We start from the raw sequence: 22,678 nt of genomic DNA, 5'->3' as shown, positions 1-22,678 counted from the left end.
TCGGCCCCGCCAGTCCCATCTGCGCCGACAGTCACATGAACACCGCCAGTTACATGAACACCGCCAGCGCCGCGAGTCACATCGGCTCCGCCGGTCACGTCGGCGCCCACACCCGGGGAGCCGCCCGATGAGGGTCCTGCTGATCGGAGCCAACGGATACATCGGCCGCTTCGTCGCCGACCGCCTGCTCGCCGACCCGGCCGTCCAGCTCACCGCGCTCGGCCGCGGCGACGATGCCGACGTCCGCTTCGACCTCGCCACCGGCAGTCCCGGCGCACTCACCCGTTTCCTGGACGCGGTGCACCCCGGGGTCGTCATCAACTGCGCCGGCGCCATCCGCGGCGGCGCCCGCGAACTGACCCGGCACAACACCGTGGCCGTCGCCACCGTCTGCGAGGCCTTGCGCCGCAGCGGCTGCGGGGCCCGTCTGGTGCAGATCGGGTGCAGCGCCGAGTACGGGCCGAGCCAGCCCGGCTCCTCCACCGCCGAGGACGCCGTACCACGCCCCGGCGGCCCGTACGGCGTGAGCAAGCTCGCCGCGACCGAACTGGTCCTCGGCTCCGGACTGGACGCCGTCGTACTGCGGGTGTTCTCCCCGGCCGGCCCCGGCACCCCGGCCGGCTCCCCGCTGGGCCGGCTCGCCGAGGCCATGCGGCGCGCGATGCAGTCCGGCGACGGTGAGCTCAAGCTGGGCGGCCTCGGTGTGCAGCGCGACTTCGTCGACGTACGCGACGTCGCCCGCGCCGTGCACGCCGCCTCGCTCTCCGCCGCGCAGGGCGTGATCAACATCGGCTCCGGCCGCGCCGTCCGCCTCCGCGACGCCGCCGCCGTCCTCGCGCGCGTGGCCGGATACGGCGGTGCCCTGCACGAACTCGACGCCCCTCCCGGCCCGCTGCGCAGCGCCATCGGCCACCCCCGCGCCGACTCCGAGCACGGGGCCCCGGTGGCGTACCCGTACCCGGACGGCTGTGGCAGCTGGCAGCAGGCCGATGTGCGTACCGCGCGCGACCGGCTCGGCTGGCGGCCCCGCATCAACCTCGAAGAATCCCTGGCCGACATCTGGATGGAGGCGGCATGCCGCATCTGACCAGCACCACAGCAGGCTCCGCGAGCACCGGGCTGCGCACCGCCCTCGGCGTCCCCGGCTACGCCCACCCGCTCGTCGCCCCCGCCCAGTGGGCCGAACTCGCCCGCCCGGGCACCCCACTGGACTGGGTGGTTCTCAACGTGGCCGCCGGCCCCGGCGCCCGCCCGGACCCGCACTGCCTGGAGGCCGCGGGCCGGCTGCGGGCCGCGGGGGTCCGTGTCCTCGGCCACCTGGACCTCACCCACGGCGCCCGCGCCCTCGCCGACCTGCTCTCCGACGCCCATCGCTACCTCGACTGGTACCGGGCCGACGGCTTCCTGCTGGCCCGCTGCCCCACCGACCGCAGCGCGCTCCCCGAGGTCCGCCGGACGGTCACCACCCTGCGGACGATCAGTGACTCTGCCCACATCGTCCTCGGTCACGGCAGCCATCCGCACCCCGGCTACGCGGAGAACGCCGATCAACTGGTGACCTTCTCCGGCTCCTGGTCCGACTACCGCTGGTCGCAGGTCGCCGAGTGGACCGCCGACTACCCGGCCGACCGCTTCTGCCACTTCGTGCACGGCGTGCCCCGCGGCCACCTGGAGGAGGCACTGCGCATCGCCCGCTGGCAGGGCGCGGCGACGATCTACTTCACCGACCGCACTGACCGCGGCGGCCGCACCGACCCCTGGGAGACCATGCCCGGCTACTGGGACGAAATCGTCTCGCGTATCGGAACAGGTGTCTCGGAATGAAGAAGGCCGTGGCAGTGTTACGGGGAGAACAACTGTAGTGATTGACCGACCAACGGAGTCCCCGTGTCGCTGCCACCCCTGGTTGAGCCAGCCTCTGAGCTCACCGTAGACGAGGTCCGCAGGTACTCCCGCCACCTGATCATCCCCGACGTGGGCATGGACGGGCAGAAGCGGCTGAAGAACGCCAAGGTGCTCTGTGTGGGCGCCGGCGGACTGGGCTCGCCGGCGCTGATGTACCTGGCCGCCGCGGGCGTGGGCACCCTCGGCATCGTGGAGTTCGACGAGGTCGACGAGTCGAACCTGCAGCGCCAGATCATCCACAGCCAGTCCGACATCGGCCGCTCCAAGGCCGAGTCCGCCCGCGACACCGTCAAGGGCATCAACCCGTACGTGAACGTGGTCCTGCACGAGGAGCGGCTCGAGGCCGACAACGTGATGGACCTGTTCAGCCAGTACGACCTGATCATCGACGGCACCGACAACTTTGCGACCCGTTACCTGGTCAACGACGCGTGCGTGCTGCTGAACAAGCCGTACGTGTGGGGTTCGATCTACCGCTTCGATGGCCAGGCCTCCGTCTTCTGGTCCGAGCACGGCCCCTGCTACCGCTGCCTCTACCCGGAGCCCCCGCCGCCCGGCATGGTCCCCTCCTGCGCCGAGGGCGGCGTCCTGGGCGTGCTCTGCGCGTCCATCGGCTCCATCCAGGTCAACGAGGCCATCAAGCTCCTCGCGGGCATCGGCGAGCCGCTCGTCGGCCGCCTGATGATCTACGACGCCCTGGAGATGACGTACCGCCAGGTCAAGGTCCGCAAGGACCCGAACTGCGCGGTCTGCGGCGAGAACCCGACCGTCACCGAGCTCATCGACTACGAGGCCTTCTGCGGCGTCGTGTCCGAGGAGGCCCAGGCGGCGGCCGCCGACTCCACGATCACTCCGAAGCAGCTCAAGGAGTGGATCGACGACGGCGAGAACATCGAGATCATCGACGTCCGTGAGCCGAACGAGTACGAGATCGTCTCCATCCCGGGCGCCAGGCTGATCCCGAAGAACGAGTTCCTCATGGGCACCGCCCTGGAGGGCCTCCCGCAGGACAAGAAGATCGTCCTGCACTGCAAGACGGGTGTCCGCAGTGCGGAAGTCCTCGCCGTCCTGAAGTCCGCGGGCTTCGCCGACGCCGTCCATGTCGGCGGCGGCGTCATCGGCTGGGTCAACCAGATCGAACCGCACAAGCCGGTCTACTGATCACCCCTTCCGCTGACCAGCGCAACAGAGGAAGCCCACGGCTCTGACCAGTTCAGATGCCGTGGGCTTCTGTCGTTGTTGGTCGGCGTTGGCCGGCTTCGTACGGCCCGGAGGCGGCCCGGCCTGCGACACGACAGCTGTCATCGGCGCCGGATCTGGGCGTCCAGCGGAAGGCGCAGTACCAGTGGTGCGCGCTCAGGTAGCACCCGATCGCCTCGCACGACGATGGTGCTGCGGAACACGTTCTCGAACTTGTCTCGGGCTGGGCCCGGGGTCACGGCGAGGCCGCTGAAGACTCCCCTGAGGAACCAGCCTGGGCCGTCGCTCCCGACGAAACTGAGCGCTTCCCCGTCACCAGCGCGGGGCACGATCAGCTCGGGCCCTAGGCTCCCGATTTCTTCCACGGCTTCCCGGCTTGCCCACCGCAGCAGGCCTTCCTTGATCTCTCTCCGTACATCGTCCCAGAGATTTGCAACCGTGCTTGCGAATGCCTGCAGCTGAATCTGGCTTCCGTCTTGCACGAAGGTCGCTGCGACGGCTTGGTTATCCGCCACTTCGAGACGGACCTCCATGCCTTTGGCTGGCGAGACTATGAGAGAACCGAGATCAAGCCTGCCGATCTCATTGCGCCAACCCGGAACGTCACTTATGTCCCATGGCCCGTGCCGCTGGCCGCCGGTAGATTCCCCACCCGTCTCCATGACCGCATAATGTCGGTCGCTACTGCCAGCAGGCAACGGATCTCACAACGCAGCGGTCAGCCGACTTGCGGGCGGATGCCGCACCTCGCCCTGTCTGCCGTCCCGTCTGCCGTCGTCCCACACGCTTTCCAAGTCTGTTGGTGACTCGCGGGGCCATGTGCAGGGCCGTTCACCTGCGTTCATGGTCGGTTGGCCGTTACCGGGGAGACGACCTGGGGCCGCGGCTGAACGGCCGTGAACGAGGCTGAATGAGACGGAAACTGAGACGGCCTGGCACAGAGCCAGACCGTCTCTCCCTGGTGCAACCTTCTGATCCGTAGCTCTACAGAGGTCGGTCAACGGGGGTCATAGCGGACGCCATTCGGTCCGTCAGAGTGCCGTTGGTCATAGTCGGTTGCTGGGGTTGCTGTACCTCGTTGCTGTACTGCACTGGCAGTGGCCACCCGCATCAGGAATTCGGTCCGCTGGCTCTGCCGGCAAGGTTCGGTCAGGAATCGTCATCCCCGTAGCCCTGAGTCGATGCCGGGTCGCGCGTGATGGTGGTGACGTCAGTGGTGGTGTGTGTGGCGGTGTCGCCGCCGCCGGTGACCGTGACGGTGTTGGTGACCTGGGAGGGGGCGAAGCCCAAGGCTCGGACGGTCAGTGAGATGGGCGGGTAGCTGCTCCCGGCGGGGAGGGCGTTGCTGCGGGTGCAGGTCAGGGTCGAGCGGGTGCAGTTCCATCCGGAGCCGGTGATGCTGACGGCGGTGAGTCCTCGCGGAAGCGTGTCGTGGACAGTGACCGTGGTGCCGTTGGTGGGCGCAGATCCGTTGTTGCCGACGGTGATTGTGTAGGTGCCCAGCCTTCCTACGTGGAAGTTGCCCGTGTGGTGCTTGGTGATGGTCAAGGAGGGCTGCCTGACCGGGGTGATCGCAATACCGGCCGGGAGGGTTCCGACGGGGATGGGGCTGCCCACGACTGTGTTGCTGGCTGTATCGATAACCGAAACAGTGTTCGAGGTCTGGTTGGCGACGTAGGCGTGCCTGCCGTCCGGGGCGATCGCCACACCGTACGGGTCGCTTCCTACGGGGATAGGGCTGCCCACAACGGTGTTGCTGGCTGTATCGATAACCGAAACAGTGTTCGAACCCCCGTCAGTGACATAAGCGTGGCTGCCGTCCGGAGTGATCGCAATAAACTGCGGGCCGCCACCGACGGGGATGGTGTCCACGACCGTGTTGCTGGCCGTATCGATCACCGAAACAGTGTTCGAGTCTGTGTTGGCAACGTAGGCGTGCCTGCCGTCCGGAGTGATCGCAATACCGAGCGGGCCGACGCCGACGGGGATGGGGCTGCCCACGACGGTGTTGCTGGCCGTATCGATCACCGAAACATCGCCCGAGACCCTGTTGGTGACGTAGGCATGCCTGCCGTCCGGGGTGATCGCAATACCAAGCGGGAAGGTGCCGACGGGGATGGTGTCCACGACTGTGTTGCTGGCTGTGTCGATCACCGACACTTGGTTCGAACCAAAGTTGGTGACGTAGGCGTGCCTGCCGTCCGGAGTGATCGCAATACCGAACGGGTTCGTGCCGACGGGGATGGGGCTGCCTACGACGGTGTTGCTGGCCGTGTCGATCACCGATACATCGTTCGAGGTCTGGTTGGTGACGTAGGCGTGCCTGCCGTCCGGAGTGATCGCCACGCCGGCCGGGTTCGTGCCGACGGGGACGGGGCTGCCCACGACTGTGTTGCTGGCCGTGTCGATCACCGAAACAGTGTTCGAAGCAAAGTTGGCGACGTAGGCGTTCGGGCCTGGCGCGGCCCAGGCCGAGGACGAAGCCAGGACCGGCAAAGCCAATCCCGTCAGCATGGCCAGCCCCGCCATGCAGGCTCGCAGCCATGCCCATGACCACGGCCGCCGCCCATGCTGACCCTTCTCGGGCCCTGAACCGTAGTAGGACCCACCTTGCTTGCTCTTGCGTCTGAGCACCGGCACCTCCGCCTCGCGATTAGAGCGGCCGTCGCTAGCAATGCCTGTATTGCCGTCGACAGACTGCAGATCACTCACTGTGATCGAGGGCGAGCCTAGTGATGGTGGAGTTTTTATGCTGCTATGACACGTTTCTGCCAATTCATCTGATTAGAAGGTACTTTGAGGTGCGTCACCGGTGCGGACCCGAGAGGTCGGTGGAACGGCTTTGGGCTGGAGCTGCTTTGGCGCGAGTGATCATGGCCCCGTAAGCTTCCGGCGCGTCGGGCAGTCTGTGGACCTGCCCGGTAAAGCACGACGTTGGGGCCATGATCTTCGAGGCTCGCGCCAAAGTGGCTGCCTAAAGCCGTGGAGCCGACCGGCCTCAGCCACAGAGGGTTTTCCTACCTCCGCCCGCATGCACGCAGCGCGCCGCCTGGCGCGGCCAGCCGGGCGAAGACAGAGGCAGGCCGCGCCGTCGAGGCGGCGCGCGCCCGCGCCGTGCGCGGGCCTTGATGATGTAGGGAAATTCCCACCGCACAGCGATCAAGGGACGGCTCCCGTGCCGCTAGGCGGCAACACTGTCGGGCTGTTGCCCGTGTTCGAGGTAGATCGGTGCAGCCCCTGACGATCGGGCCTCAATGGCGGCAAGGATCCGTCGAGCCAAGCGCGGAATCGTCCGCTCGGCGATCTCGTTGGGAGACAGGAATTCGAAGCTCTTCAGCTCGTCGGCCTGCAGGGTCACCCCTGCCAATGCTTCCGGCGTTAGCTGACCGCCATCGAACAGATACAGCACCTTGTCGCCCTCGGCATCGTTCGGTGCCCAGTCGACGGCCAGCAAGCGCACTAGCGGAGGAGTGATCCCAAGCTCCTCCCTCACCTCCCGCACAGCGGCCTGGAGCGGCGATTCCCCCACCTCGACGTAGCCGCCTGGGATGTCCCAGTACTCCTTGTAGGTGGGTTCCACCATGAGGACCCGCCCGCCGGCATCAAAGAAGAGCGCACCCGCAGCCATGCGCGGATGCGCCATCTTCGCTTCGTGCTCACTCGCTGCCATGCAGTCGAGCCTACCTACCTCAGACGACGTGCAGCCGGTCGGCGAGCTCCGCGAGGGTCCGGCTGGGTCGGCCACGCTGGTTCCGGACCCAGGTGAGCACAAGCTCACGGGCGAGGTAGTGGCTGCGGACCTGTTCCGGTGCCCACTGCTCGGCTTCGAGGATCATCGACAGGGCGTCGTCCGTCCGGTTGTGCGCGCTGAGTGCTCGGGCCACTTCGAGGTTGTGCCGCGTCCGGCGCTCGGTGGGCAGGCCGTTGGTGTCGATCTGCGGGCCAAGGTCCATGGCCACCTGCATGTCTCCCAGTTCGGCCGCCGCGGCGACTCGGTGAATGGCGACGTTGGTGGGCCCGAACGCCGTCCACATGTGGTTGGCGTCTCGTCCAAGCCGCTGCGCTGCTTGGTCTGCCTCGGCGAGGAATGTGCTGGTAGTGGCTCGGTCGTCGGCACGTGCGGCAGCGATCGATCCCGCGAGGAAGAGCGTCCCGTAGATCGACAGGAACTCCGCATCGGCGTCTCTGAGCGCTGGGCGAAGGTAGTCGGCCGCGTCGCCGACGAGCTGCACGGCGGCATCGAATCGGCCGTTGGAGAGGAGGCAGTGAGCCACGGAGCGGAAGAGCGATCCGGTCACGGCCATGTTGTCGGACTGCTGGGCTGCAGCCAATCCGCGATCGGCAGCGATCCACGCGAGGTCGGTTTCGCCGACCTTGGTCAGCACCATGGCGGCGCCCTGGTAGGTCATCGCCATCAGCTCGTGAGCTCGCTCGCGGTCCCGGCCTCCGTGGGCTTGGGCTGTGATGAGCGCGTCGGCCAGGACGAGGGGAAGACGCCGGGTCGCGAACCCGTACCGGGAATCCTGGTAGGCGTCCCAGACTTCGGCCACGCTGTTCTTCAGGTCGTCGAGGGGTGTTGCCTCGCCCTCGGTGGTCACCCCCAGGAGCGGGGTGAGCTGCCGGTAGTTCATCAGCGCCGAGCGAAGCGCCGGCACCGTCCGCGTCCCGCTGTCCGCCGTCCACTCCATGAGGGTCGGCTCGGCGAGCAAATCGCCAAGGCTCACGTCCAACGCGTCGGCCAGGGACTTGATGACCGACAGTCTGTCGAGCTCGATCCGGTTGTTCTCGGCCTTGCTCAGCCAGTCGACCGTACGGCCGACGAGACCGGCCAAGACTTCCTGGGAGATGCCACGTCGGCGGCGGTACCAGGCAACTCGCTCACCGATCGTCAGGTTCGTCGTCATTCCTCGCATGGGAAGAGCGTCCCCCTGCCTCTTCGCGCGGCCCCGGAGAGATTTTCCGGGGTGGTGAGCCGGACCGGTCCTAGCGTTGCTGACAACCCGAGGAGCTGTCACACCGAGAGTGCAACGAGGGGGCCGTCATGGCACTGACCCCGGTAGAACGGCTGGAACTGATCAAACAGATAAGGGAGCTTGGTGACGAGGTGGCGGAACTGGCACGCCGCGCGGACGCGTTGGTCACTGCGCTCGGACCTGATGCCGGACCAACTCCTCAAGCTCGTCCATCCGTTCAGCGAGACGGCGCACGTCCCGGCGAACCTCCGAGAGGTACTCGGTGATCTGCTCGAACTCCGGGCTTCGCTTCGCTGAGGGACCCTCACCCGGGAGTGCGGCAAAGCTGCCCTTGCCCTGGTGAGAAATCACGTAGCCGTCCTCACGCAGTCGAGAGATCGCCTGCCGGGCCACAGTGCGGGACACACCGTGCTCCGTCATCAACCTTGCCTCTGAGGGCAGCTTGTCACCCGGCGCAAGCTCCCCGTCTCGGATCTTGCGCTTGAACTCGTCGGCGATCTGCAAGTACGCGGCCCGTCCGGCGGTGAAGTCGGCCATAGCCCCTCTCCGTGGTTGTCGTACCTAGTGCAGCACATCTCGCGGACGGCAGTCGAGACCAAGCCACTTGACACACCAAGTAGGACAGGTGCAACCTCGAAGGCAGATGACGTACCAAGTACGTCAAGTTCATCGACTCTAGGAGTGCACTCATGCGTCAGATCCCCGTCGACACCACCGCCGCGACCGTGATGGTCGCCAAGACCCCGCAGCCCAAGGTCAAGGACCGCCGGACCGGCGAGATCGCCACCGACGCCGAGACGGGCGCGAAGCTGATGACGGTCGACGTGATGTTCGCGGCGAACGACGAGGTCGAGATCCTGTCCATTACCGTTCCCGAGCCGGGTATCTCCGGTGAGCTGGCCATGGGCACGCCGGTCGCGCTCACGGGCCTGATCGCCCGGCCGTGGGAGAACGAGTTCAACGGCCAGAAGCGGCACGGCATCGCCTTCCGCGCGGTCGCCGTGACCTCGCTGGTCGAGACGGCTGCGAAGGCGAAGGCGGCCTGAGCCATGACGTGGCTGATCGTCGCTGTGGTGCTGGTCGTCGCCGCTGCGGGTCTCCTGCGGTGGCGGCGCCCCGCCTGGTACTGGATGACCTTCGGTGTCACTCTGGCGACGCTGCGGGTCCTGGTCCGCTACGCCTCCGTCATGGACGCCTGCGGGCTGACCGTCCCGCCCTCCCGCTGGCGCCTGGCCCTGGCCCGTGCGGCGAACCGGCCGATGCCCGGACCCCGCGCCCCGCGCATCCTGCGGATACGGCCGACCCGGACGGGCCTCGTTCTTCGGTTGAAGCTCCGGCCTGGTCAGGACGCCTTCGATGTCGCTGCCTCGTGTGACCGGCTGCGGCACTCGTTCGCCCTGTACGGGGTCACCTCCCGCGAGCTGCGCTCAGGCGTCGTCGAGGTGCGGATGACCGGCTATGACGTGCTCAAGCGGGTGCAGATGCCCGCCAAGACCGATACCCGTCCGATGCGGGTCCCGGTTGCCCTGCGCGAGGACGGCTCCGTGCACTACCGCGACTACCGGGCCGTCCCGCACGCCCTGACGCTGGGTGCTACGGAGTCGGGCAAGTCCGTCTATCAGCGCAACCTGGTGGCCGCGCTGGCCTCACAGAACGTCGCCCTGGTCGGGATCGACTGCAAGCAGGGTGTGGAGCTGTTCCCGCTGGCTCGTCGGTTCTCCGCGCTGGCCGACAACCCCGACACGGCCGCCGAACTGCTGGAGGCGCTGGTGTCCCACATGGGGGACGTCTACCAGCTCATCCGTGCCGAGCAGCGGATCACCGCTGACGTGCCGGATGCGGAGATCGCCGCCGACATCTGGGACCTGCCCGACCACCTGCGGCCGGTGCCGGTCGTGGTCCTGGTCGACGAGGTCGCCGAACTCGCCCTGTTCGCCACCAAGGAGGAGGAGAAGCGCCGGGACCGCATCATTACCGCGCTCGCCCGGCTGGCCCAGCTCGGCCGTGCCGCCGGCATCTACCTGGAGGTGTGCGGGCAGCGCTTCGGCTCCGAACTCGGCAAGGGCATCACCATGCTCCGCGCCCAGCTCACCGGCCGGACCGCGCACCGTGTCAATGACGAATCGTCGGCGAACATGGCCTTCGGCGACATCGCCCCGGATGCCGTGCTGGCCGCGATCCAGATCTCCACCGACATGCCCGGCCTCGCCATCGCCGGGGACTCCACCGGCGGTTGGGCTCGCATCCGGGCTCCGCACACGTCCCTGCGGCAGGCCGTCAACACCTGCAACCGGCACGCCGACCTGACCCCGGATCTCGCCGCGCTGGCCCCCTTCCGGCCCGTCCTCGGCGTCCCGGCTCCGGCCGATGCCCCGGCCGTGGAGTCCATCCCGGCCACGGCCTGACCTCTCCCGCTTGATGGTCGGCGCGACCGCTTCGCGCCAGGTCCCTACCCGAGCCATGCCCAACGCAAGGAGATCACCCGCCATGTGCCCCAACTGCGAGGACTTCGCCCGCACCGTGGTGATGCTCGGCCAACTCGCCCTCTACGCCGACACCATCGGCGCGGATCAGGACTTCGTCGACGCCGTGGGTCCGTGTCTGGCGGCTTCGCTGCCCGAGCCGCCGCCCGGCACCTTCCCGCCCGGCTATGACCCGAGCGAGGGCCCGGAGTACCCCGGCGAGGGGTGGTGACCGTGGCCCGCTCGATCCGCCCGGACGCCGTCCTCGTCCAGGCCGTCATCGCCGGAGCCCTGTCCTTCGCCCACCTGCACGACCTCGCCGCCGCGGCCGGACAGTCCGGCTGGAAGGCCTGGGCCTACCCCATCTCGGTTGACCTGCTCCTGGTCGCCGCCTGGAGGCGCCTTCGCTCGGACGGGCCGTCCCGGCTGGCCTGGTGCTGGTTCCTCGTCGCCCTGGTCGCCTCCCTCGGCGCCAACATCGCCACCGCAGGATTCCTCGACCTGGCCGATCCGCCCGCCCTGCTCCGCCTCGGCGTCGCCGGATGGCCCGCCCTCGCCTTCCTCGGCGGCACCCTCCTCGCCCACTCGCCCGCACCCCACCCGGCCGGGGACCGGGTGCCGGTTCCGCCGGCACCCGCGCCCGACCCTGACCCCCAACCCGAGCCCGAGACCGAACCGGCTCCCGCCCTGGAGCCGGAGACGGCCCCGGCCCTGCCCGCCGCCGACCCGGCGCCCGCCCCGGCCGTGGCGGTCCCGGCCGCGCTGGTCGACCACGCCCGCAAGGTCGCCGCCGACCACGAGACCCGGACCGGCCAGCCGATCGACACCGACACCCTGCGCGCCCGCCTCGGCGTCCCGCCCCACCTCGCCGACGCGATCGCCGCCCAACTCGCCTGACAAGGAGGCAAACCCATGCCCGCCCGCGACTTCTTCCACTCCGTGATGCAGATCGGCCCGGTGCAGATCGGCACCCATCGCGACCGGCACGGCCAGAGCAAGCACGCCGCCGTGTGCACCTCCGACGGCTGCGGCTGGTCCTCCGATTACACCACCCAGTCCGCCGCCCAGCTCGCCGCCCGCACCCACCGCTGCAAGGTCCGCTAGGAGATCACTGCCATGCAGGTTCCGCTCTGGCTCGCGCTGCTCGTCGTCGGCTACCTCGGCGTAAAGCTCATCCGCCCGCCCGCCTGGCTCATCGCCGTCCTGCTGCTCGGCGGCTTCCTCCTCGCGGATAGCGTCCTGGCCCCCGCCATCAACGCCTTCGTCAAGTAGCCCAATCCTGAAGGGAGTTCACCGATGCTTCGCCCGAAGATCCCCACCATGCCGACCCCGACCGGCCGTGTGACCCCGCCCGCCGTCGTCGAGACGACCACGGTCGTCCCCAGCGCCCAGACCCCGCCGCCCGCTGCCGTGGCCCCGGCGCCGACCCGCCCCACGGTCCAGCTCACGCCCGGCACCACGCTCGCCCTGGTCGGCGCCAGCACCGCCGTGGTCCTGGTCGTCGGCGCCGTCCTGGTCTCCATGCTCCTGGCGGTCGCCATCACCGCCGCCTCGGTCGCCGTGTGCACCGTGGTCCTGCGCTCGCTGCTCGCCTCCCAGACCCGGCGACGCTGACCGGCCCCCGGGCGGCCCTGAAACCGCCAAGTCTCCGCCGCCCGGGCGCCGTCCCTACCGAACCCAACGATCCGGAAGGAACCTCCATCATGACTGGCCCCACCTCGGCCACAACCCGCATCGCGCGGATCTGCCCCAACTGCGACGGCTTCGCCGCCGTGGCCATCACCCTCGGCGGTCGCGACGCCCGCGGCCACCTGCGCACCATCACCGCGCACTGCCCGGCCTGCCACGGCACCGGCACCACGCCCCAGCGTGGCCTGCGCGCCACGGCATCGGGGGTGGCCGCGTGAAGACCCTCACCGCCTCCGCTCACATCGAGCCGGACACCACCAGCCGCGTGAACGTCTTCCCCAGCACCAACGACGACGAGGCCTTCGTGAGCCTCCGCATCGGCGGCGACGGCATCGACGTCGCCTTCCTCGCCCGCGCCGGCACCGCCGAAGCGCTGCGCACCCTGGCGCGCGCCGCCGACGAAGCCGCCCGCGTCCTCGACCAGATCACCGCCGACGAGCAGGAGGGAGCCGCGTGACCAACCCCGCAACCTTCGCGGGCCTGGACCCGATCACCCTGGGAGACCTCCTCAGGGTGGCCGGGTCGCCGGGGTTCGACCGCTGGCAGGACCAGATCCGCCGCACCGGCGGCTGCGCCAACCCGATCCACCTGAGCGGCTGGGTCCTGCACAAGGACAAGACGACCGGCGAGACCCTGCACCACTACTCCACCGAGACGGAGCCGGGCGGGCGCCTCCGTGTCGCCTGCGGCAACCGCCGTGCCTCCCGCTGCCCCGCCTGCGCCTGGACCTACGCGGGCGACACCTACCACCTGATCCGCGCAGGCCTGGCCGGGGACAATGACAAGGACATCCCGGCCACCGTCCGCGACCACCCCCGCGTGTTCGCCACCCTCACCGCGCCCTCGTTCGGCCCGGTCCACAACCGGCCCGACCGCGGCGCCTGCCGCTGCGGCACACGCCACTCCGAGGATGACTCCGCCCTGGGCACCGCGCTCGACGCGGCCTCGTACGACTACGCGGGCGCCGTGCTCTTCAACAACCACGCGGGCGAGCTGTGGGTGCGCTTCGCCAACCGGCTGCGCCGTGAGATCGCCAAGCGTGCCGGGCTGACACAGCGTGAGCTTGCCGACGCCTGCCGGGTGTCGTACGGCAAGGTCGCGGAGTTCCAGAAGCGGGGCGCGATCCACTTCCATGCCGTGATCCGCCTCGACGGACCGGACGGGCCCGACTCGCCGCCGCCGTCCTGGGCCAGCACCGGCCTGCTCACCGACGCAATCCGCGCCGCCGCCGCGCACTCCTACACCAGCGTCAGCGTCCCGGCCTCCGGTGACCAGCCTGCCCGTACCTTCCGCTGGGGCAAGCAGCTCGACGTGCGGCCCGTGAAGGCCTTCGGCGACGGCTCCGACCTGACCGAACAGGCCGTCGCCTCCTACGTCGCCAAATACGCCACCAAAGCCGCAGAGAACACCGGCACCCTCGACCGGCGCATCGGCGAACTGTCCGAACTCGACCGGCACTGCGTACCCGACCACGCCCGCCGCCTGATCACCGCCTGCCGCGACCTCGACCTGCTCTACCCGGACCGGCGGCTGTGGGCCTGGGCTCACATGCTCGGCTTCCGCGGCCACTTCTCCTCCAAGTCCCGCCGCTACTCCACCACCCTCGGCGCCCTCCGCCAGGCCCGCGCCGACTACCGCGCCGCCCAGGAGCGCGAGGCCCTCGGCCTCAACGACGTCGAGCCGGACACCGTCCTCGTCCTGGCCGACTGGCAGTACGCCGGACACGGCCACACCCCCGGCGAATCCGCCCTCGCCGCGTCCATCGCACGGGATCTGCAGCTCAACCGCGAAACCGCCCGCGAAGCCCTACGCGACCAACTTGCCGACGAAAGGGGGCGCTGACCATGGTGACAGCACTGCCGAACCGCTTCCTGACCCCCGAAGACTTGGTCGAGATGTTCGAGCTACCCAGCGTCGAGACGGTTTACCAGTGGCGCCGCAAGCGCACCGGTCCTCGCGGCTTCCGGGTCGGCCGGCATCTCCGCTTCGACCCAGAAGACGTACGGGCCTGGGTTGACTCCCAGCTCAGGGAGGCTGCTGCCTGATGGCCGGACATATCCAAGACCGCTGGTACAGGACCGAGACCGGACCGGACGGCAAGCCGTGCAGGGTCAAGACCGAGCGCTATGGCGTCGGCCTGCGCTATCGCGCCCGCTACATCGGGCCGGACGGCACCGAGAAGTCCAAGAGCTTCCCCGACCGTCAGAAGCGGCTGGCTGAGCAGTGGCTCTCGCAGATAGAGACGGACATGGCGCGCGGGCAGTACATCGACCCGCAGGCTGGTCGCCTCACCGTTCGACAGCATGCCGAACGATGGCTGGCCTCGCTGACCATGGACCCCGGTACCTTCGTCGGCACCGAGCTGCGCATCCGCCTGCACGTCTTGCCGTACCTAGGCAGTCGCACGCTGGGCTCGCTCCGGCCGACGCACATACGCGAGTGGCTGCGGAAGCTGCAGGACGGGGGAGTGGCGCCCGCCTATCAGCGAGTGATCTTCGCGAATCTCTCGACCATGCTGACGGCGGCTGTGGATGACCGCCTGATCCCTGAGAACCCTTGCCGTTCGTCGTCCGTGCGTGCGCCGAAACTCGACCCACGCCGGACCGTTCCATGGTCCCGTGAGAGCGTGCTCGCCGTTCGCTCAGCTCTGCCGGAGCAGCACCGGGCCATGGTGGATCTGGCGGGCGGATGCGGCCTGCGTCAGGGGGAGGTGCTTGGTCTGGCGGTCGATGACGTGGACTTCATCGAGGGAGTGGTTCACGTGGTCCGCCAGGTCAAGCGCATCCGCAATCGCCCGGTGTTCGCCTTGCCCAAGGGAGGCAGGACACGCACAGTGCCGCTGCCGGAAAGCGTCGCTCGGTCGTTGGAGGAGCACATCAGCCGGCACCCGCCCGCCGCCGTGACGCTGCCATGGCGGGCGGTCGACGGCGCGCCGGTCACCGTCTCGGTGCTCTTCCATGGCGGCCAGGGTCGACCAGTGGACCGCAACCACTTCAATCGCGGAGCCTGGCGCCCGGCTCTTGACGCGGCGGGCATCCCTCGCGGCCGGGAGAGCGGCATGCACGCCCTGAGGCACTTCTACGCGTCCGTTCTGCTCGACGCGGGCGAGAGCATCAAGGCTCTGTCCCAGTACCTGGGACACCACGATCCGGGCTTCACGCTGCGCACGTACACGCACCTGATGCCCAGCAGCGAGAAGCGGACCCGCGAGGCAGTGAACCGTGCCTTCGCGGACGGCCCGGAGACCGATGACGGCCCCACGACGGCCCAGGAGGGGTGAGTATGCAGGAAACGCACAGGTCACGCCATATGCGGCCTGACTTGCCGGTCTACTGAGCCGGTTCCCCGGTGCGGGTGGCGGGGGCCTCGGGTGCGTACGGCGCCCGGGGCCCCCGTCCGCGTCAGGAGCAGACTGTGCCGTCCTTCGGCACCGTCCCGCTCAACAGGTAGGCGTTCACCGCCGAGTCGACGCAGTCGCTGCCGTTGCCGTACGCCCCGTGTCCCTCGCCCTTCCAGGTGAGTTCGACGCCGACTCCCTTGCCCAGCTCGTCGGCCATTCTGCGGGCACCCTCGTACGGAGTGGCCGGGTCGCCGGTGTTGCCGACCAGCAGGATCGGCGCCGCTCCCGGTGCGCTGACCTCCGGAGTCGTGAACTGGCCCGGCACCGGCCAGTCGTGGCACCAGCCCGCCGTGTCCCAGCCCAGGAAGTTCCCGAACACCGGCGATATCCGCTCGAACTGCGCGAGCAGCCGCTTCGTCTCCGCGGGCGTCGGCCGCTCCTTCTCGTCCAGGCACGATATGACCCGCTGGGAGTGGGTCGTCGTGCCGTAGTGGCCCGAGGAGTCCCGCTCGTTGTACTCGTCCGCGAGCGCCATCAGCGGTGAACCGTCGCCCTTCTCCGCGGAGCCGAGGGCGCTGGTCAGCCTCGGCCAGCCGGCCTCGCTGTACAGCGGCACGATGATCCCGGTGAGTGCGAGGGTCTCGGTCAGCTTTCGCCCGGACGTGGCCGGCAGCGGTTTCGCGTCGATCCGCTTCAGCAGGGCCGCGATCCTCCGGGTGCCCTGTTCGGGGTCCTGGCCGGTCGACTTCAGGTAGTCGTCCAGCGCCCGCTGGAAGCCGCGGGTCTGGTTCTCGGCCTGGCCCACCGTGTCCGCGGTCGGGTCGACCACCGCGTCGAGGATCAGCCGTCCCACCCGCTTCGGGAACAAGTGGGCGTACACCCCGCCCAGTTCGGTGCCGTAGGAGATGCCGAAATAGTGCATCCGCGTATCGCCGAGGACCTGGCGCATCAGGTCCATGTCGCGAGCGGTGTCGGTGGTGGACACATGTGCCAGCAGTTTGCCGGCGGCCTTCTGGCAGCCCTTGCCGAAGTCGGCGGCGTCCTGGAGGTACGCCTTCTGCTCCCTCGGGGTGTCCGGTGTGGCGTCCACGTCCTCGGCGGCCTCGATCTGCCGGTCGCTGCGGCAGCGGACGCCTTCACTGGCGCCGACCCCGCGCGGGTCCCAGCTCACCAGGTCGTAGCGCTCGCGGAGTTTCGCGACGGTGTCCGCGTAGTACGGCATCATCTCCAGGCCCGAGCCGCCGGGGCCACCGAAGTTGAACAGCAGTGAGCCGATCCGGTGCCCGCCGGTCGCCTGGGCACGGATCAGCGCCAGGCCGATCGTCGCACCGTCCGGCCGGGACCAGTCCAGCGGCACCTTGAGCGTCGCGCACCGCCAGTCGCCGGTCGGCGCGGGGGAGTCCCCCGTGGCCTTGCACCCGCGCCAGTCGAGGCGCTGGGAGGTGAGGGAGGCGGGCAGGTCCGTCGCCGGAGCCGAAGGGGGAGCCGCGCTCGTGCCCTTGTTCTCGCCGCGCTTGTGCCCGTTCCCCTTGCCGCCCCCGTCCGGCGAGCCGCCACCGCAGCCGGCCATCAGCAGCGCCGCGGCCACCGCGGCGGTCCAGCGCAGGAATCGCCTCATACGTACCCCCCTCACAGGCCCTTCGCGTCGTGCCGCGCCGGGCGTCCAGGCCATGGTAGGCACGTCCGGCCAATCCCGTGACGGCCTGTGGATAACGCCATGACCTGCTGTTTCTTCGCTGCGACGGGTTGTTTCGGTCCGGGGTTCTCTTCAGGCTCCGGGGTGGTTCAGGCCCGGGACGTTCAGGAGCAGACCGTGCCGGCCTTCGGTTCCCTCCCGTCCAGCAGATAGCCGTTCACCGCGCTCTGCACGCACCGGTTCTTGCTGTCGTACGCACCGTGCCCCTGGCCCTTGTACGTCAGCTCGACGGCGACGCCCTTGCCGAGCGCGTCCACCATCTTCTTCGCGCCCTCGTACGGGGTGGCCGGGTCTCCGGTGTTGCCGACGACGAGGATGGGGGCAGAGCCGGGCGCGCTGACGTCGGGATGGTCGGCGGCACCCGCCACGGGCCAGTCGGCGCAGCTGAGCATGCCCCAGGCCAGGTAGTCCCCGAACATCGGGGAGGCGGCACGGAACTCGGGCAGCTTCCCCTGGATGTAGTCGGCCGTGTACCGGGGCTTCTCGTCGGCGCAGTTGATGGCGATGTTCGCCGCGGTGATGTTGCTGTACTCGCCGTCCTCGCTGCGGCCGTTCATCGCGTCGGACAGCAGCATGAGGATCTTGCCGTCGCCCGCGTACGCCTGCTCCAGGCCCTCGGTGAGGTACTCCCAGAAGTCCTTGGAGTAAAGGGACTGCGCGATGCCGTTCGTCGCGACGGTCTGGGTGAGCTGGCGCGGCGCGATGCCGGGGATCGGCTTCTTCTCCAGGTCGTTCAGCAGTTTCGCGATGCGGTTCTTCACATCCTGCGCGGTGGTGCCGAGCGGGCATTCCGTGGGTTTCGAGGTGCAGTCGGCGGCGAAGTTGTCCAGTGCGAGCTGGAAGCCCTTGGCCTGTCCGAGCGAGCTCTGTTCGGGGTTCTGCGTGGGGTCGACGACGGCGTCGAGCACGGCCCGGCCGACGTTCTTGGGGAACAGGTGGGCGTACACACCACCGAGTTGGGTGCCGTAGGAGATGCCGAAGTAGTACAGCTTGTCGTCGCCGAGAACCTGTCGCATCAGGTCCATGTCGCGGGCCGCGTCGGTGGTCGCCACGTGCGGCAGGATCTTCTTGGAGTTCTTCTCGCAGGCCGCGTTGAACTGTTTGGTGCGGTTCAGGAGTTGGGTGCGCTCGGCGCTGTCGTCGGGGGTCGCGTCCTGCTGGAAGTACACGTCCAGCTGGGCGTCGCTCTCGCACTCGACCGGCGCACTGCGCCCGACTCCGCGCGGGTCGAAGCTGACCAGGTCGTAGCGGGTGCGCAGGGCGGCGTAGTCGGAGGCGAACGCGGGCAGCGAGCTGACGCCGCTGCCGCCGGGGCCGCCGAAGTTGAACACGAGCGAGCCGATCCGCTTGCTCGCCGGGCCGCTGGCCCTGGCGCGGATCAGGGCGATGCCGATGGTGTCGCCGTTCGGTCTGCTCCAGTCCAGGGGCGCCTTCATCGTGGCGCACTGCCATGTGCCGCCGCTCGGCAGCGGGGACGGGGCGCTGCCGCCGCCTTCTGCCTCGGACGGAGCAGGGCAGTCCTTCCAGTCCAGCTTCTGCGCCGAGAGGTCGCCGGCCTTGCTGCCGTCGCCGCACCCGGCCAGCAGGGCCGAGAGCAGCACGGCAGTGGTGGTCAGGGCGGCGGCGCGCAGCCAGGAGGGGTTCGCCATGTTCCCATCCTGGAGGCGCGCACTCCGGGGCGCGCGGGGCGCGAGCCGTACGAGGTACGGGCGCCCCGTGCCCTGATGGGGCTCCTACAGGGCTCCCTTGCGGGTGAGCTGGTTGAAGGCCAGCCAGCCCGGCAGCACGGGCAGCCACAGCGTCAGCAGGCGGTACAGCAGGACGGCCGGGGCGGCGACCTCCTTGGGCAGCCCGATGGCGATCAGGCCGACCGTCAGGGTCGCCTCCACGGCGCCCACGCCGCCCGGGGTCGGCGCCGCTGACCCGAGCGCGTTGCCGGCGAGGAAGACCACGGCGACGCTGGCGATGCTGAGTGAGGCCGAGCCGTCGCCGAACGCCCGGATGGAGGCGTCCAGGCACATCACGAAGCAGAACGTCAGCAGCAGGATGCCGCCGATGCCGGTGATCAGCTTCTGCGGCCGCTGCAGCACATCGAGCATGCGGGGCACGACACCCGCGAACAGTGACCGCACGCGCGTGACGACGAATTTCCGCAGGAACGGCACCGAGGTCACCACGAGCACCAGTACCGCGACCGTCAGCAGGCCCGCGATGACCGTACGGGACGGCGACAGGGACGGCGTCTTCTCGGTGCCGGTGAGATAACCGAAGGACAGCAGCATCAGGATGTGGAAGCCGAGCCCGGCCAGCTGCGAGGCACCCACACTCGCCACCGCGAGCCCCGGCCGGACCCCGGAGCGCTGCAGATACCGCGTGTTGAGGGCCACGCCGCCGACCGCGGCCGGTGCCACGATCTTCACGAACGAGCCGGCCACCTGGGCCGCCACGGCCCGCAGGAACGGCACCCGCTCCGGCACGAACCCCAGGAGCTGCATCGCCGCCGCCACATAGCTGACCGCCGAGAACAGCACGGCGGCGACGACCCAGCCCCACTGGGCGTTGGCCACGAGCGGCCCGAACTCGATGTGCGTGAGCTGCGTCAGCAGGAAGTACGCGCCGATGGCACCGGCGAAGACGCTGATCAGGGTGCGCGGCCGCACCCGTTCCAGCCGGGCCGGCTCCACCGGTGCCTGCGGCCTGATCCGCAGGACCTCATGGCGGATCTGGGTCAGCAGATCCTCCTCACGGGCTTCGTCGAGGGCCTCGTCGACGGCTCGTTTCTCGGCCCGCGCCTGGGCGCGTACGGCCTTCTTGTCGGCCTTCCCGAGGGGCTGTGCGCCCTCCGCACCGTCTTCTTCCGCACGCGCCTGCTTGGTCTGCCGGGATGCCTCCAGGACCGCCTCGCGCTCGCGCTGGGCCTGCTCCCGGGCCAGTTTGCGCAGCGTCGCGCGCGTGGAGCGCGTCAGAGCGATGGGCTGGAGCAGCGGCAGGCAGTCGGCGACCGCGTCCGGCCCGAGCACCCGGACCGCCGAGGCCACCGCCCGCTCGGCGCCCACCCGCAGACCGAGCGTCGTGACCAGCTGGGCCACGTCCATGCGCAGCAGCAGCTCGCCGGCCGCGATCTCACCGCCGCGCAGCTCGGCGAGGATCACACTGCCGGAACGATCCACCAGAATCGCGTCACCTGCGAGTCTGCGGTGTGCGATGCGCCGGGACTGCAGCGCCTGCACCTGGTGCCAGGTGTTGCGCAACAGCTCGTCGGTGATCTCTTCGTCGGTGAGCGAGTCGAGCGTGCGCCCGCCGGTGTGTTCGTAGACGAGCATGACGGCGTCGGGACCGAGTTCGGAGGTGGCGATCAGCTTGGGCGCGTTGGCGCCGGCCGCGATCGCCGCGTACGCCAGCAGCGCCTCCTGTTCCAGCGCCTGGCGCAGCGACTGGAGGCTGGATCGGGTGGCGAAGCCGCGCAGGGTGAGATTGCGCCACGCACGGTAGAAGAAGCCCTGGGCCTGCTGTTCCCGGTCCACGACCGTGACGTCCAGCGGCGGGCCGTCCTCCAGGGTGACGAAGTAGCGCCGGCCGCGGTCGCCGTTCTCCGTCTCCACGGCCTCCTCGCGGGCCGCGCTGACGGGGTGGAAGCCGACGTGCCTGAGGCCTGCCATCAGGGTCTGCCCGGTGGGGCGGACGTTGGGGGAGCCGACCGCGTACAGCGTGCCGTAGGCGATGGTCCAGCCGATCAGCACCGTCAGGATGATCGAGAACGGGGTCGTGTAGCCGGTGACCAGCATCGAGAACGCGTCGAGCAGCAGCACGATCCACAGCACGGCGCGCCATCGGGGTCTGCGGGACATGCCGACGGCCGTCATGTAGGCGATGACGGGTGCCAGATAGCCGTGCACGGGGTCGGTCAGGGCGTGGATGTCGCCCGGGGAGGGCTGGGTGAGCGCCTCCTGGATCGAGCCCGGGGCGGCCCGCGCCACCCACAGGTCGGTGGCGAGGGTCACACCGTGGGCGAGGACCGCCGCGAGGACGCCGTCGGCGATGCGCAGCCCGTCGCGTTTGATCAGCCGTTCGATCGCGAAGGCGACCGGCACCAGCAGGATCGCGATGCTGGACGCCAGACCCGCGATCTTGATGAGCAGGTCGGGGGCCTGACCGGTGCCCTTGTTGATGTCCTGCTCGAATCCCGAGGTGGTGCCGTGCGCGAACGCTGCGATGGCGAGCAGCACCACGATGGCGAGCACGCCCACCAGGAGCCGCATGAGGTCGGAGGGGCGGTGCACGCGCGCGGGGAGCAGCGGTTCGTCGCCCTCCACGGCCTCGGCGTGCGGATCGTCGTCCGCGCCCGGACCGTGATCGGGAGCAGTGTTCTCCGGGACGTGGGCCCCCTCGGTGTCGTCGCTGCCGTCCTCACGCGTGCGTGAGGCGTCGTTCTCACCGGCTTGGCTGTTCCCACGCGCGCGCGTGCTGTCGTTGTCGGCGGGCCGGGGGCGACCGGTGGCCTCCTGCCGGGCGTCGCCGCTGTTCCTGGCCGCGCCGGAGGCGTCGGGGCGCGCGGCGGCGTCAGGGGTGCCCGCCGCGCCTTCGGGGTGCACGCCCTGCTGCTTCATGGTCTCTTCTTGGTCTCGTATCACCAGTCACCGCCCGCACGATGGTGGCATGCCCGACCGACGTACGCGGGCATCAGGGTGCGGATGCGCGGGCGCACAGTCTGCCGGAAGCGCCGTCCGAGGGCGAGAGGGCCGACCCCGCGGTCCGCGCCACGATGTCGGTGGGGTGCGGCAGGATGGAGCGAATGAGCGAGCAGAGCCCTGCCGAGGACGCCCCCGAGGAGTACGCGGACGCGCTGCCCGAGTACGCCGAGCGGGTGCTCGAGGTCGCCGAGCGGATCCCGCCGGGGCGGGTCATGACGTACGGCGATGTCGCCGAGTGGCTCGACGAAGGGGGGCCACGCCAGGTCGGCCGGGTGATGTCGCTGTACGGAGGCGCCGTCCCGTGGTGGCGTGTTGTACGCGCCGACGGGGTGCTGCTGCCCGGCCACGAACTGCGCGCGCTCGCCCACTACCGCACGGAGGGCACGCCGCTGAAGGAGGCGGCCAGGAGCGCCGAGGGGCATCTGCCGCGGATCGACATGCGGCGGGCCCGATGGGACGGCGGGGTGGGCGTGGTGGGTCACACCTGACAGCTTCCGCCATCCGATGCCCTCTGGGAGAGCCCATGGCCCGTACGGGTGACGTGGGGGACATCCGTGGCATGACGTACGTTCGTGGGATGTGGGACGCACGTGGCGCGAGCGCCGCGAGGGAAGAAGCGGAAGCCCTGCTTCCGTCCGGTGCGGCGGCGTAGCGTCGGCTGCACGTGTCCCCCTCACCCCGCGGCCACCGCCCCGCACCCGTGACCGCCCGCCCACCAGCAC

At 69.6% G+C, this 22,678-nt stretch carries 24 protein-coding genes; 16 read left to right on the top strand and 8 right to left on the bottom strand.

Going from position 1 to position 22,678, the window contains the following annotated elements:
- Nucleotides 1-127 precede the first annotated feature (127 nt).
- The 3 genes from SRB17_RS14445 (at nt 128) to moeZ (ending at nt 3,066) form a co-directional block, all read left to right on the top strand.
- Complete coding sequence (locus tag SRB17_RS14445; RefSeq protein ID WP_153538649.1) at nt 128-1,087, top strand: NAD-dependent epimerase/dehydratase family protein; 960 nt, start codon at nt 128-130, stop codon at nt 1,085-1,087.
- Nucleotides 1,075-1,824 (top strand): spherulation-specific family 4 protein, encoded by a 750-nt coding sequence (locus SRB17_RS14440; protein ID WP_153538646.1) that lies wholly within the window; start codon nt 1,075-1,077, stop codon nt 1,822-1,824. Before SRB17_RS14445 ends, SRB17_RS14440 begins: the two co-directional genes overlap by 13 nt.
- A gap of 63 nt (nt 1,825-1,887) precedes the next feature.
- Nucleotides 1,888-3,066, top strand: coding sequence for an adenylyltransferase/sulfurtransferase MoeZ (gene moeZ, locus SRB17_RS14435; protein WP_323375512.1), 1,179 nt, complete (start codon nt 1,888-1,890; stop codon nt 3,064-3,066).
- A gap of 140 nt (nt 3,067-3,206) precedes the next feature.
- On the opposite strand, the gene SRB17_RS14430 is transcribed toward moeZ, so the two are convergent.
- The 5 genes from SRB17_RS14430 to SRB17_RS14410 form a co-directional block, all read right to left on the bottom strand.
- The gene (locus SRB17_RS14430) at nt 3,207-3,767 is read right to left on the bottom strand and encodes a DUF3710 domain-containing protein (RefSeq protein WP_153538644.1); all 561 of its coding nucleotides are present in this window, start codon (nt 3,765-3,767) and stop codon (nt 3,207-3,209) included.
- A 487-nt stretch (nt 3,768-4,254) separates the two neighbouring features.
- Nucleotides 4,255-5,817: a beta-propeller fold lactonase family protein gene (locus SRB17_RS14425; protein WP_153538642.1), complete on the bottom strand. Its 1,563-nt coding sequence runs from the start codon at nt 5,815-5,817 to the stop codon at nt 4,255-4,257.
- A 469-nt stretch (nt 5,818-6,286) separates the two neighbouring features.
- Nucleotides 6,287-6,775, bottom strand: coding sequence for an NUDIX domain-containing protein (locus SRB17_RS14420; RefSeq protein ID WP_153538640.1), 489 nt, complete (start codon nt 6,773-6,775; stop codon nt 6,287-6,289).
- 19 nt (nt 6,776-6,794) lie between these two features.
- On the bottom strand, nt 6,795-8,009 hold the full coding sequence (locus tag SRB17_RS14415) for a helix-turn-helix domain-containing protein (RefSeq protein WP_153538638.1): 1,215 nt from the start codon (nt 8,007-8,009) through the stop codon (nt 6,795-6,797).
- A 234-nt stretch (nt 8,010-8,243) separates the two neighbouring features.
- Nucleotides 8,244-8,615, bottom strand: a complete 372-nt coding sequence (locus SRB17_RS14410) for a winged helix-turn-helix domain-containing protein (RefSeq protein WP_153538636.1) — start codon at nt 8,613-8,615, stop codon at nt 8,244-8,246.
- A gap of 152 nt (nt 8,616-8,767) precedes the next feature.
- Here SRB17_RS14410 and SRB17_RS14405 point away from each other — a divergent pair, with 152 nt between their 5' ends.
- The 12 genes from SRB17_RS14405 (at nt 8,768) to SRB17_RS14350 (ending at nt 15,509) form a co-directional block, all read left to right on the top strand.
- A complete protein-coding gene (locus SRB17_RS14405; RefSeq protein WP_153538633.1) occupies nt 8,768-9,124 on the top strand; it encodes a hypothetical protein in 357 nt (118 codons plus the stop codon).
- Between the two features lie 3 nt (nt 9,125-9,127).
- Entirely contained in the window at nt 9,128-10,483 is a 1,356-nt protein-coding gene (locus SRB17_RS14400; protein WP_153538631.1) for an FtsK/SpoIIIE domain-containing protein, read from the top strand.
- Between the two features lie 82 nt (nt 10,484-10,565).
- Nucleotides 10,566-10,772 (top strand): hypothetical protein, encoded by a 207-nt coding sequence (locus tag SRB17_RS14395; protein ID WP_153538629.1) that lies wholly within the window; start codon nt 10,566-10,568, stop codon nt 10,770-10,772.
- Between the two features lie 2 nt (nt 10,773-10,774).
- Nucleotides 10,775-11,437, top strand: a complete 663-nt coding sequence (locus tag SRB17_RS14390) for a DUF2637 domain-containing protein (protein ID WP_323375510.1) — start codon at nt 10,775-10,777, stop codon at nt 11,435-11,437.
- A 15-nt stretch (nt 11,438-11,452) separates the two neighbouring features.
- Nucleotides 11,453-11,644: a mobile element transfer protein gene (locus SRB17_RS14385; RefSeq protein ID WP_153538627.1), complete on the top strand. Its 192-nt coding sequence runs from the start codon at nt 11,453-11,455 to the stop codon at nt 11,642-11,644.
- Between the two features lie 12 nt (nt 11,645-11,656).
- Nucleotides 11,657-11,812, top strand: a complete 156-nt coding sequence (locus tag SRB17_RS14380; protein WP_086728272.1) for a hypothetical protein — start codon at nt 11,657-11,659, stop codon at nt 11,810-11,812.
- 24 nt (nt 11,813-11,836) lie between these two features.
- Nucleotides 11,837-12,154 carry a SpdD-like protein gene (locus SRB17_RS14375; protein WP_153538625.1) on the top strand — a complete coding sequence of 106 codons (318 nt, stop codon included), beginning with the start codon at nt 11,837-11,839 and terminating at the stop codon, nt 12,152-12,154.
- An 89-nt stretch (nt 12,155-12,243) separates the two neighbouring features.
- A complete protein-coding gene (locus SRB17_RS14370) occupies nt 12,244-12,447 on the top strand; it encodes a hypothetical protein (protein ID WP_153538623.1) in 204 nt (67 codons plus the stop codon).
- Nucleotides 12,444-12,686, top strand: coding sequence for a hypothetical protein (locus SRB17_RS14365; RefSeq protein ID WP_153538621.1), 243 nt, complete (start codon nt 12,444-12,446; stop codon nt 12,684-12,686). Before SRB17_RS14370 ends, SRB17_RS14365 begins: the two co-directional genes overlap by 4 nt.
- On the top strand, nt 12,683-14,071 hold the full coding sequence (gene repSA / locus SRB17_RS14360; RefSeq protein WP_323375509.1) for a replication initiator protein RepSA: 1,389 nt from the start codon (nt 12,683-12,685) through the stop codon (nt 14,069-14,071). The genes SRB17_RS14365 and repSA overlap by 4 nt, the downstream gene beginning before the upstream one ends.
- Before the next feature lie 2 nt (nt 14,072-14,073).
- Nucleotides 14,074-14,274, top strand: a complete 201-nt coding sequence (locus SRB17_RS14355) for a helix-turn-helix transcriptional regulator (RefSeq protein ID WP_153538619.1) — start codon at nt 14,074-14,076, stop codon at nt 14,272-14,274.
- Nucleotides 14,274-15,509: a tyrosine-type recombinase/integrase gene (locus SRB17_RS14350; RefSeq protein ID WP_153538617.1), complete on the top strand. Its 1,236-nt coding sequence runs from the start codon at nt 14,274-14,276 to the stop codon at nt 15,507-15,509. The genes SRB17_RS14355 and SRB17_RS14350 overlap by 1 nt, the downstream gene beginning before the upstream one ends.
- A gap of 121 nt (nt 15,510-15,630) precedes the next feature.
- On the opposite strand, the gene SRB17_RS14345 is transcribed toward SRB17_RS14350, so the two are convergent.
- From SRB17_RS14345 to SRB17_RS14335, 3 genes are all read right to left on the bottom strand, one after another.
- Nucleotides 15,631-17,187: an alpha/beta hydrolase gene (locus SRB17_RS14345; protein WP_153538615.1), complete on the bottom strand. Its 1,557-nt coding sequence runs from the start codon at nt 17,185-17,187 to the stop codon at nt 15,631-15,633.
- Between the two features lie 182 nt (nt 17,188-17,369).
- Nucleotides 17,370-18,914 carry an alpha/beta hydrolase gene (locus SRB17_RS14340; protein ID WP_153538613.1) on the bottom strand — a complete coding sequence of 515 codons (1,545 nt, stop codon included), beginning with the start codon at nt 18,912-18,914 and terminating at the stop codon, nt 17,370-17,372.
- Between the two features lie 84 nt (nt 18,915-18,998).
- Complete coding sequence (locus SRB17_RS14335; protein WP_153538610.1) at nt 18,999-21,872, bottom strand: lysylphosphatidylglycerol synthase domain-containing protein; 2,874 nt, start codon at nt 21,870-21,872, stop codon at nt 18,999-19,001.
- 185 nt (nt 21,873-22,057) lie between these two features.
- Here SRB17_RS14335 and SRB17_RS14330 point away from each other — a divergent pair, with 185 nt between their 5' ends.
- Entirely contained in the window at nt 22,058-22,444 is a 387-nt protein-coding gene (locus SRB17_RS14330; protein ID WP_153538608.1) for an MGMT family protein, read from the top strand.
- The last annotated feature ends 234 nt before the right edge of the window (nt 22,445-22,678 follow it).

This window comes from Streptomyces sp. RB17, assembly GCF_009604455.1.
Classification (GTDB): domain Bacteria; phylum Actinomycetota; class Actinomycetes; order Streptomycetales; family Streptomycetaceae; genus Streptomyces.
Note: the sequence above shows the minus strand (reverse complement) of the source record. Positions and strands in the feature narration are given on the sequence as shown.

What these genes read in the sequence shown, in the direction of transcription:
- SRB17_RS14345 (WP_153538615.1), bottom strand. Translation starts at nt 17,187, where the DNA reads ATGAGGCGATTCCTGCGCTGGACCGCCGCGGTGGCCGCGGCGCTGCTG.
- SRB17_RS14355 (WP_153538619.1), top strand. Translation starts at nt 14,074, where the DNA reads ATGGTGACAGCACTGCCGAACCGCTTCCTGACCCCCGAAGACTTGGTC.
- SRB17_RS14350 (WP_153538617.1), top strand. Translation starts at nt 14,274, where the DNA reads ATGGCCGGACATATCCAAGACCGCTGGTACAGGACCGAGACCGGACCG.
- SRB17_RS14395 (WP_153538629.1), top strand. Translation starts at nt 10,566, where the DNA reads ATGTGCCCCAACTGCGAGGACTTCGCCCGCACCGTGGTGATGCTCGGC.
- SRB17_RS14400 (WP_153538631.1), top strand. Translation starts at nt 9,128, where the DNA reads ATGACGTGGCTGATCGTCGCTGTGGTGCTGGTCGTCGCCGCTGCGGGT.
- SRB17_RS14405 (WP_153538633.1), top strand. Translation starts at nt 8,768, where the DNA reads ATGCGTCAGATCCCCGTCGACACCACCGCCGCGACCGTGATGGTCGCC.
- SRB17_RS14330 (WP_153538608.1), top strand. Translation starts at nt 22,058, where the DNA reads ATGAGCGAGCAGAGCCCTGCCGAGGACGCCCCCGAGGAGTACGCGGAC.
- SRB17_RS14410 (WP_153538636.1), bottom strand. Translation starts at nt 8,615, where the DNA reads ATGGCCGACTTCACCGCCGGACGGGCCGCGTACTTGCAGATCGCCGAC.
- SRB17_RS14445 (WP_153538649.1), top strand. Translation starts at nt 128, where the DNA reads ATGAGGGTCCTGCTGATCGGAGCCAACGGATACATCGGCCGCTTCGTC.
- SRB17_RS14375 (WP_153538625.1), top strand. Translation starts at nt 11,837, where the DNA reads ATGCTTCGCCCGAAGATCCCCACCATGCCGACCCCGACCGGCCGTGTG.
- SRB17_RS14440 (WP_153538646.1), top strand. Translation starts at nt 1,075, where the DNA reads ATGCCGCATCTGACCAGCACCACAGCAGGCTCCGCGAGCACCGGGCTG.
- SRB17_RS14370 (WP_153538623.1), top strand. Translation starts at nt 12,244, where the DNA reads ATGACTGGCCCCACCTCGGCCACAACCCGCATCGCGCGGATCTGCCCC.
- SRB17_RS14380 (WP_086728272.1), top strand. Translation starts at nt 11,657, where the DNA reads ATGCAGGTTCCGCTCTGGCTCGCGCTGCTCGTCGTCGGCTACCTCGGC.
- SRB17_RS14385 (WP_153538627.1), top strand. Translation starts at nt 11,453, where the DNA reads ATGCCCGCCCGCGACTTCTTCCACTCCGTGATGCAGATCGGCCCGGTG.
- SRB17_RS14420 (WP_153538640.1), bottom strand. Translation starts at nt 6,775, where the DNA reads ATGGCAGCGAGTGAGCACGAAGCGAAGATGGCGCATCCGCGCATGGCT.
- SRB17_RS14335 (WP_153538610.1), bottom strand. Translation starts at nt 21,872, where the DNA reads ATGAAGCAGCAGGGCGTGCACCCCGAAGGCGCGGCGGGCACCCCTGAC.
- SRB17_RS14430 (WP_153538644.1), bottom strand. Translation starts at nt 3,767, where the DNA reads ATGGAGACGGGTGGGGAATCTACCGGCGGCCAGCGGCACGGGCCATGG.
- SRB17_RS14415 (WP_153538638.1), bottom strand. Translation starts at nt 8,009, where the DNA reads ATGACGACGAACCTGACGATCGGTGAGCGAGTTGCCTGGTACCGCCGC.
- SRB17_RS14340 (WP_153538613.1), bottom strand. Translation starts at nt 18,914, where the DNA reads ATGGCGAACCCCTCCTGGCTGCGCGCCGCCGCCCTGACCACCACTGCC.